Source organism: Methanobrevibacter sp. (genome assembly GCF_045220775.1).
Classification (GTDB): Archaea; Methanobacteriota; Methanobacteria; order Methanobacteriales; family Methanobacteriaceae; genus Methanocatella.
This window is the reverse complement of the sequence record NZ_JBGUWC010000049.1, coordinates 16,661-27,012: the sequence shown is the minus strand read 5'-3', so window position 1 is coordinate 27,012 and position 10,352 is coordinate 16,661. Positions and strand designations below refer to the sequence as shown.

Here is a 10,352-nt window from a genome sequence, read left to right as displayed (position 1 = left end):
GAACTTAACAACAACATTAGCAAGAGGATTGCCTTGAGCATCAACAACACTTACAGCATAAGAACCATTTTGATAGGTCATAACAAGGTCCTGACCAGTTATATTAACATTTGCTTTATTAACTGTTACAGTAGCCTCTACAAATGCAGATTCATAATAACGGTTGCCTGCAAAGGTAGCATTTACTGCATATGAACCGGGAGCCAAATTAACAACTAAGCAAGCATTACCATCGTCATCGGTCTTACGATTATAAAGTTTACCATAAATACCAACTTTAATAGCAGCACCCGCAATAGGACTATTATTAGCATCAGTCAAAGTAACAATCCAACCATTGCCATCTTTATATGACATGACAATATTATCACCAGACAAAACAGAAGCGGCCTTATTAACAGTCACAGTACCATTAACAAATGCAGACTCGTAAATATCATCACCTTCAAAGGTAGCATTCACAGCATATGAACCAGGAGCTAAATTAACAACTAAACGAGCAACACCATCGTCATCGGTCTTACGATTATAAAGCTTGCCATAAATACCAACTTTAATAGCAGCACCCGCAATAGGATTACCATCAGCATCAGTCAAAGTAACAACCCAAGCAGAACCATCTTTATAAGTCATATTAATGTCTTCAGCAGTTAAACTTACAGAAACTTCAGTTATTTCATTAATGTCAAGGGTTGCTTTCACATTGTTGTCTGAAAGAACAGTAATTGTGTCTTGACCTGCGTTTTCAAATACATAATTAAAGTAACCGATGCCTTCACTGATTACAACGGAACTAGGTTCGATGCTATTGATATTTGAAGTCACATCAACTGTGTAATCTGGCAATTCAACAATATCTTCAGTTACATTGTCTGTAAATAGAATAAGATATTCTTCACTGGCAGATACGGTTGTTGGTCCATCAATAGTTAATAATACGATATTTGTCGGTACAGTTAAGGTATTTTTGCTTACCCCAATGATTTCGTTGAAATCAGGGTCGTTTGTTCCCCAATAGTTGTAGTTTGCTGTTGAACTTCCTGGATAATAAAGCACATGTCCGGTAGTCATGTTTGCAACATTATTGTCAAATATTGAGTATGTAATGGCACTTGCACTAGATCCTGTGGTATATGCTGCAGCACCTTCTTCATTAGCCTCATTTCCTTTGAAGATAGCTTTGGTTATTTTCAAGGTTCCTGTGGAATAGATTGCTCCACCTTTGTTAGCCTTATTGTTTATGAAGACGTTGCTTTCGATTGGGTAGTTGTTGGAACCAATTGAAGTGCCGACATATAATGCTCCACCGTTTGTGGTTGCTTCATTATCAATAAATGTGTTTCCAGTGAAGTTATATGCTTTACCTGATTGTAAAGCTACTGTAGAGTATAATGCTCCACCGTTAGCAGCTTTGTTTTCTTTAAAGACATTGTCTATATATTTTGTATTGGATCCAGTAGAGTATATTGCTCCACCAGGTCCGGTAGCAGTATTTTTCTCAAAAGTGTTGTTAATAAAGGTAGCAGCTATAGTTGAATATATTGCTCCAGCAGTATCTGCAGCATTTTTAATGAATGCGGAGTTTGTAATGGTCATTGATCCTGCTGCAGCGTATATTGCACTTCCGTATGCTTTATTTTGAGCTGAAGTTACTGTGTTGTCTTCAAAACGGCTGTTATCGATAGTGATTGCACTGTTAGTGTATCCTCTGATAAGGCCATATGTAGTACTTAAAGTTTCCATGGTATTGTTTGTAACGTTCACGTTTGTAAGTGCTAAAGTGCCCATGTTGTAGATTAATCCGTTAACGTATCCTGCAGTGTAGTTTTCGATAACTTTATTGTTGGAGAAAACTGTGTTTTCAATGTTTAAAGTTCCGCCATTGTTATCGATTAATCCGAAGCAGTATGATTGAGTATTTGTAAATATGTATGAGTCTACAAATTTACTGTTTGTGATTGCAAAGGTACCTGCATTGTAAATTCCTGCAGCAAGAGCCTTTTCGGTTGTATTCACGTTTTGATTTAAAGTGAAGGTAACATTGTCGAAAGTCACTGCTCCTAAGTTTTTAATGCTGGATTCTGGGCGAACATTAGCATATGTGCCGGTTGCAGCAAAGTCAGTTAAAATGACAACATCTTTTAGGATTAAGTTACCTGTTGATTCGACATTGAACAGTTTAGCCAGATCAGTGCTGCTGATTGCAAATCCGTTACCGTTGATTGTTATTGTTTTATTGATGACAATACCATTTTCCAATCCGGCATCGACATTAGCATCGAATGTGTAGTCTCTAGCTAAATCAAGTTCGTCATCTGCATCCCATATGAAGTTACTTAATTCGGTAAAGGTTCCTTCTATATTTTGTCCTCCTTCAACAGCAACTTCAAATCTTGCTTTTTCCTGTGAATTTGCACTCGCTACGATTGCATCGTCTCCTGCTGAATTAGCAGTATAGGTAAATGATGCGCTGCCGTCTTTGATTGTAACGTTGTCATCGGATAATTCGTTGGTTGCGGTTAAGTCAACTGTGTATTCAGGTAATGCAGCAATTTCATCAGTGTCATTGGTTTTGAAGTTAACAGTATAGGTTTCTACAGCACCTTGTGATAAACTGCTTTCTCCTTCAATTTTCACAACGACATAATTTTCAGGAGTTAAACTGACAGTTCCATCAGTGATTAGTTGTTCAAAGTCAGGGTTGTTTGTTCCCCAATAGTTATTGTTTGCAGTTGTTTTATTGGTTCTGTAGATTGCAGGGCCCACTGTTGCGGTGTTTCCTTCAAAGATGGCATTTGTAACGGTCACGTTTGCCATATTTGTATTAGATGTTCTTCCAAATATTGCTCCACCGTAAACTGCGGAGTTGTCTATGAATTTGTCATTTTTACTGTCTAAAATGGAGTTGTGGTGAATATAAATTGCACCTCCGCTTCCTCCAAGGGCGATTGATCCATCATAGTTGGCGCTGTTTTCTATGAAAGTGTTATTTTCAGATATTAAGGTTACACTTCCAGTAGTTGGCAATATGGCTATTGCTCCACCAGTCCAGGCGCTGTTTTTAATAAATTTAGAGTTTGTAACAACTGGTGCCCCACCTTTAATACATATGGTTCCATATGCAAGATAGGAACCTGTTGCTGCATGTGATTCAACAACATTTTCTATAAAAGTACAATTATTAAAGAGGTTAGTTGTTGAAGCAGCACCATAGAGAATACCATTAATCAAAGACATTCCTTCACCCTTATAGGTTATGAAGTTATTTTCAAATGAGGTATTTTCCATTGTCATGGTTTTAGAATTGTAAATCAATCCGTTTTGTGTACTCATTGATCTTCCAGCAGAATAAACTCCATTATTTTTAAATAAGGAATTTTCAATGTTTAAAATTCCTTTGTTAAAGATTAAACCATAAGGCATTACAGTAGATGTGCCGGTATAATTTGAAATGGAATCTACAAAGGCACTGTTTTTGATTGTTATTTTACCTGTAGTGTCACTAAATATTGCAGCAGCAATCGCATTTCCACTACTTATTCTTTTACTTGTAAATGTTACATTATCAAAAACAATTTCCCCTTTGTTAAGAATATTTCCTTTTGAGGTAGCACCGGATGTAATTACATAATCAGATAATAATGTAACATCTTTTAAAATTAATTTACAGTTAGCATCAACAGTGAATAATTGTGCTTCATTAGTACTGTCTATTGTGAATCCATTACCATTTATAGTTACATTTTTAGTAATCGGGATTCCAGTTTGCAATCCATTATCATTTGAATTGTATCTGTAACTGTTATCTAAAGTAATTTCATCATTGTCTGTAATTAATTGTTTTAATGTAGTGAAATTACCCGGCTCACCATCACCAATTACATTTTCATCAGATGAATCGGAGGCTATAATTGCGTCATCTCCGTCATCACTTAAAATTCCATCATCTGTTGATATTTCCAGTGTCTGTTCTAAATCAACATCTGCGGATAATGCTTCGTCAATTGAATCAGTATCGCTTGCAGATATCGCGCTTATAGAAACAATCAACACTAAAAAAATCATCAGGGTTATGAATGATTTTTTAAGCTTTGCGTTCATTATTTTTATCTCCTTATATTATTTTTTAATAATTTTGTATTAATTTAATAATAAAAAAGTTATAATTATTAATACAATTATTTATTAAATCATAATATTATATAAATGTTTTTTTAGTATTACTCTTAAAATTAGTATTTTAGTTTAATAAAATATATTTGGGTGTTATATTAAATTTAAACAATTATAAATAAGTTTTATATTATTCAATAGGTAATTATGGTTTATATCATTATAAAATGAGGATTATATTATTATTTATTGGACTTTTTTTCATTTAAGTAATACATGAACTTCGCATTTTTTTGACTAAAAAAATTCAATCTGTAAAAATTATTTGATAGATAATTAAATATTTAAACTTTAAAAATCATATTAAAATATAATATTGGCTATGTTTTTCTATCGAGGATATTGTCAATTTATATTATTTTCAAACCAAGAGGTTATATTTCATGTATGTCGTAAAATTTGAGGATTTAGATAAATCCGATATCGGAATTGCAGGTGGAAAAGGTGCTAATTTGGGTGAATTAACTCAAGCGGGCATTCCTGTACCGCCAGGTTTTGTAGTAACTGCACAAGCTTATGAAAAATTCATGGAAGAGGCCGGAATTAATGATAAAGTCATGAGCATTCTTGATAAGATTGATATTAATGACACCAAAGAACTTCAAGCAGCCGCTGAAGAAATTAAAGCAATGATTAATGAAGCCCCTATTCCAGAAGACATGATTATACTAATTCTTGAAGCTTATAATCAATTATGTCAAAGAGTCGGTGAAGATGATACTGAGGTAGCTATTAGATCTTCAGCTACTGCAGAAGATTTGCCTGAAGCTTCCTTTGCAGGTCAGCAAGACACTTTCTTGTACGTGTCTGGTGATGATGAAGTAGTTGAATATATCAGAAGATGTTGGGCATCCCTGTTTGAAGCCAGAGCTATCTTCTACAGAGAAGAAAATAATTTTGAACATTCCAAAGTTTATATTGCAGTCGTTGTTCAAAAAATGGCAAAGGCAGATAAGGCTGGAGTGATGTTTACCGTAAACCCATCAACCGGTGAAGAGATTGCATTGATTGAAGGGTCATGGGGACTCGGTGAATCAGTCGTATCCGGTGATGTAACTCCTGATAACTATCAAGTTGACAAAAAGAACAATGAAATCATCAATGTAACTGTCAGCGATAAGAAAGTGATGTATACCAATGATGAGGATGGTACCAGTGTCAGAGTCGATGTTCCTGAAGATTTGAGAAATGAAAGGGTATTGTCTGACGATGAGCTAATTGAATTGACCGAAATGGGTAAAAGAGTTCAAGCCCATTATGGCGAACCGATGGATACTGAATGGGCATTTGAAAGAGGCAATTTATTCATGTTGCAAGCCAGACCAATCACCACTTTAGGTGATGTTGCAGAAGAAGCTGGCGAAGCATCTTCAGATTTAGGAGAAGTTCTTGTAAGAGGTCTCGGAGCAAGTCCTGGAATGGCATCAGGTAAGGTAAAAATTGTTTTAGACATTGACGAATTGGATAAAATTAAAGATGGAGACATAATGGTTACCACCATGACCACTCCTGATATGGTGCCTGCTATGAGAAGGGCAAGTGGTATTGTAACTGATGAAGGTGGAGTAACCTGTCACGCATCCATTATATCCCGTGAACTCGGAATTCCTTGTGTTGTAGGTACTGGTGATGCCACAACTACCTTAGAAGAAAATTCCGGTGTTACCTTAGACGGTAAAAAAGGATTGGTATTTGATGGAATTACAGAAACCAAAGAAGAGGCAACTGCTGTAGCAGCAACAGTTGGAGCCGCTCCAATAATTACCGTAACTGAAGTTAAAGCTAATGTAAGTATGCCTGAAGCTGCAGAAAAGGCAGCAGCAACCGGTGCTGATGGTGTAGGACTTTTAAGAACCGAACATTTAATGTTGACATCCGGTGTCCACCCATATAAATTCATCATGGATGGCAGAGAAGATGAATTAATCGATACAATTGCGGACAATGTACAGATTGTAGCAGATGCATTCTATCCAAGACCTGTATGGTACAGAACATTGGATGCTCCAACCGATGAATTCATTACATTGGAAGGTGGAGAAAACGAACCTAGGGAACACAACCCAATGCTCGGATGGAGAGGTATCAGAAGAGAGCTCGACCAACCGGAAATCCTTAAATGTGAATTCAAAGCTATTAAGAAATTGCACGAAAAAGGATACACAAATATCGGTATTATGATTCCATTATCACAAAGTCCTGAAGAGCTTGTAAAAGCAAAAGCGCTCTGTTCCGAAATTGGCTTTGAACCTCACAAAGACGTTGACTTTGGTATGATGGTTGAAATTCCGGCAGCTGCAATAATGATTGATGAGTATATTAAAGTTGGAATAGACTTTGTAAGTTTAGGAACCAATGACTTGACTCAATACACTCTTGCAGTTGACAGAAACAACGAGTTTGTAGCAAAACACTACTCTGAAGAACACCCAGCAGTAATGAAATTGATTGAAAGAACAATCAGAAAATGTGCTGAAGCAGGTGTAAAATGCAGTATTTGCGGACAAGCAGGCAGTGTACCACACATTGTTGAAAAACTTGTTGAATTTGGAATCTCAAGTGTATCTTCAAATACTGACGCTATAGCAGATGTCAGAAAGACTGTTGCTAGAGCTGAACAAAAAATTATTCTTGACGCTGCTCGCAAACGTTTAGAATAATCTTTTTATTCTTTTTTTTATTTTTATTAATATATGATTAGGTTATTTTATGGACGATAAACCCGTAGATAAAGAAGAAATTTTAAAAGAATTATCTGAAATGCATAAATTGGATTATGATTATGCTGATGGCAAAATCTTAGGTTCAATGTGTACTGAAGCACATCCTTTTGCCAAAGAAGTTTATTATGACTTCCTGGATACTAATCTGGGCGATCCGGGATTGTTTAAGGGTACAAAATTGATTGAAACTAAAGTGATAGAATCCATTGGTGAATTGTTATCCATTGAAAAGCCATATGGTAATATTGTAACTGGGGGTACAGAAGCAAATTTGATGGCTATACGTGCTGCCAGAAACCATGCAAGAAAATATAAAGGCATAACCGATGGTGAAATTATTATCCCGGCTTCAGCTCATTTTTCATTTAAAAAGGCTGCGGATATGTTAAATCTAAGGATTGTCGAAGCAGATTTGGATGATAATTATAAGATAGATGTCGAATCCATTAAGGAATTGATTTCTGATAAGACAGTAGCTATTGTAGCAATAGCCGGAACTACTGAATTAGGCTTAATTGACCCTATTGAAGAAATTTCAAAGATAGCATTGGAAAATAATATTTATTTCCATGTCGATGCCGCTTTTGGAGGATTCATAATTCCTTTTTTAAGAGACATAGGTTTTGATTTGCCTGTTTTTGATTTTTCCCTAAAAGGTGTTTGTTCCATTACTGTCGATCCTCATAAAATGGGATTGGCCCCAATTCCTGCCGGGGGAATCATATTTAGGGAAGAGGAATACTTAGAGGTCATGGCTGTAGATTCACCATATTTGACTGTTAAAACCCAATCCACAATTGTTGGAACTCGTTTAGGTGCATCTTCCGCTGCAACTTACGCAATCATGAAATATTTTGGTAAAGAGGGTTATTCCAAAATGGCAAAAGAATTAATGGACACCACTAATTTCTTTAAAGAAGGCTTAGAGGAATTAGGTTATGATATAGTCTGTGAACCTGAACTAAACATCGTTGCCTTTAATCATCCTGATATGGATACAAATGTTTTGGCTGAAAAATTAGAAAAATTAGGTTGGAAGGTTTCTGTTGCCAAATGCCCTGTCTCTATTAGGGTAGTCCTAATGAATCATATAAAATTAAGCCATATAAAAGAATTATTGGAAGATTTAAAAGAAATATATTAACTTTTAATCTTCTCTAATATTTTCAACATACATTAACGGGTAATTGAGTTCTTCAATGAATTCAATCCTTATTACTGCTGTAACATTTTCTACTTTTGTAAATATCTTAACGTCCAGCATGTCTCCGCTAAGTGAGGTGTAGTCAAATTTGGTCATTGACTCTTCAAGTTTGTCAAATCTGATTTCAACCTCAACGTCTTCAATGGCAGGTTGCAATTTCAAAGACTCTTCCATAGCAATTTCTAAGCTTTTTTTAGTATCTTTATTGACAGGAGTGCCTACAAACTGATGGAATAAGGCTCCCATGCTTATGGCCCCTTCAAAAATTGCTCTTTCTCTAGTGCTTATGTTTGAAAAGTATTCTTTGTCAACGTCCACTTATAATCCTCCATTTAAGAATATTATTTTTTCATAGATCAACTCTGAGGGGATTGGATTTACACAGAAATAGAACAATATGGCAGATATTATCAATACGGTAACAAAAATGTAGATTCTGTTATCTTTAGGGTAGAAATAACTGAATATTGATCCGATTATTAAAAAGAGCCCCGCAATTATTGGTGCATTTTTCTCTTGAGGGTTATCTTTAATAATCTCATTGTTTATTGCATCTTGGCCTTTCAATTCTCCTTCGATAATTAATCTGTTTGCTGTTGACCCGATTGGGTCGCATGTAACCAGATACAAAGAGTTGTTTCCAACAAAGTTTTCAGCGGAATAGGTCGCCGGAACAATGCTTGTATTTGTAACGGTATAATTCAATTCTCCAATTCCCGGCCATTCAAGTAATAATGAATCTCCAATTGAAATTTCATTCAATCTCAGAAACGGCGAACCCTGCAATGTCCTATGCCCATATAATACGATAGGTCCTTTTGTCGGAATATTTTCTCCAGGGTCGCTCAAAACACCTTGATTTAAGGACACATTATTAATTTTCTCATTGACACCAATATCAGGTATTACAATGGCCGGAGCTTCAATGTTCCTTTCCACAATTATTTTTGAGGAGAAATAATTGACTTCCCCCATTGCATATAAACCTATTATCAGTATACAGATAATAACGATTATAGTCGAAATGCTTGGTCTTTTCATAGTATCAATTTTGTTAAATCTAGTATAATACTTTTCTTAATATGGGCAGGTGGAACTTATTTCATCTATCATCCAATTCGGTGCTTTGGATGTTGGGATGGTCAATACAATATTGTCCATGTTATTTATCATATAATCAACTTTTTCCTGTGGTGTTTCAATCAGAAGCATATATTCTGCATTCAAATCACCTAAATTAATTTGCCTTTCATAATTTGACAATCTAATTCCGTAATTTTTAAGCAATTCAAATGTTTCTTCCTCATCATATCCGTCAAGCATCGCTCCTTTTATAAGTTCCAGCACGTCTGATGAAAAGGTTTTTGTATTTTCATTAGGGTTTGTATTGTTGCCTTTGACTATCATATTGGCTTTTGAATATTCAGAATCAATTTCACCGTTGTCTTCATATCTCATTATCGCCAAAACGGTGCATCCGCTTATATCGGGGCTTGTGTTGTTTGAGGTGTAGTTTTCATTTGTATAGTTGTTGTTTGTGTAGACATCAACAACGCTGCCGACATTAATCAGTCCCGCTCCCGCCTGCAATCGGGATATTAAAACAGGAACTGAAACGGTATTTGGCTTTTCAAACTTGATTTTTGACAGTACGTCTGCCGTGTTTTCATTTACAATTTGCATCGCTTGTGATATGGGCATGAGTACGTTTTTGCTTTCATTGGAATAAACTGCCATAGTCCTATTGTATTTGTCCTGATTAGAAGCAATCGATTTTTTGTGAAAGGACTTCCAATCTTTTGTTGCTGGCGTTATGATATTAATTTGATTGATTTCATTTGGATTATTTGCGGAAGCTATTTTATCCTCTAATAAAAACGCATTTGGTGATGTTGTCAGCGCTCCACAATACAAATCATGAAGTTCATTAAGTTTTGTTGTTTTTGCAAGTGTCAATTCTTCTTGAGCAGGTTCATAAATCATGAAATAATATGCTGAAATAATCAATGTTGCCAATATTAAAGTTGTGATTATTAACCCTATTTTTCTCTTTTTCTCATCATCGGTTATTTCAACGGAACTGGGACTCAAATAAACTCCAAGCTTGTGATTCAGTCTTTTCAATGGTGTTAGTTCATCATCTTTTTCGGTCGGTCTTGGATAATTTTGAGGAATCTGCTTTTTGATTTCCTGTACCTGTTCAAAACCTTTTGGAAACAATGGATCTTTTGGTTTTTTATTATTCATTTTAA

The 10,352-nt window shown here is 35.4% G+C and carries 6 protein-coding genes; 2 read left to right on the top strand and 4 right to left on the bottom strand.

Annotation, left to right across the window (positions count from 1 at the left end; genetic code table 11):
* A partial coding sequence (locus ACJROP_RS02520) for a hypothetical protein (RefSeq protein WP_406533925.1) occupies positions 1-4,101 on the bottom strand: 4,101 nt, incomplete at its 3' end.
* A 455-nt stretch (positions 4,102-4,556) separates the two neighbouring features.
* Here ACJROP_RS02520 and ppsA point away from each other — a divergent pair.
* Positions 4,557-6,833: a phosphoenolpyruvate synthase gene (gene ppsA / locus ACJROP_RS02515; RefSeq protein ID WP_406533924.1), complete on the top strand. Its 2,277-nt coding sequence runs from the start codon at positions 4,557-4,559 to the stop codon at positions 6,831-6,833.
* A 49-nt stretch (positions 6,834-6,882) separates the two neighbouring features.
* Complete coding sequence (gene mfnA / locus ACJROP_RS02510; protein ID WP_406533923.1) at positions 6,883-8,040, top strand: tyrosine decarboxylase MfnA; 1,158 nt, start codon at positions 6,883-6,885, stop codon at positions 8,038-8,040.
* A gap of 3 nt (positions 8,041-8,043) precedes the next feature.
* Here mfnA and ACJROP_RS02505 read toward each other — a convergent pair whose 3' ends face one another.
* The 3 genes from ACJROP_RS02505 to ACJROP_RS02495 are packed head-to-tail and all read right to left on the bottom strand — an operon-like array spanning position 8,044 to position 10,347.
* Positions 8,044-8,418, bottom strand: coding sequence for a dihydroneopterin aldolase family protein (locus tag ACJROP_RS02505; protein ID WP_406533922.1), 375 nt, complete (start codon positions 8,416-8,418; stop codon positions 8,044-8,046).
* Positions 8,419-9,141, bottom strand: coding sequence for a sortase (locus ACJROP_RS02500; RefSeq protein ID WP_406533921.1), 723 nt, complete (start codon positions 9,139-9,141; stop codon positions 8,419-8,421).
* A gap of 36 nt (positions 9,142-9,177) precedes the next feature.
* Entirely contained in the window at positions 9,178-10,347 is a 1,170-nt protein-coding gene (locus ACJROP_RS02495; RefSeq protein ID WP_406533920.1) for a DUF515 domain-containing protein, read from the bottom strand.
* Positions 10,348-10,352 lie beyond the last annotated feature (5 nt).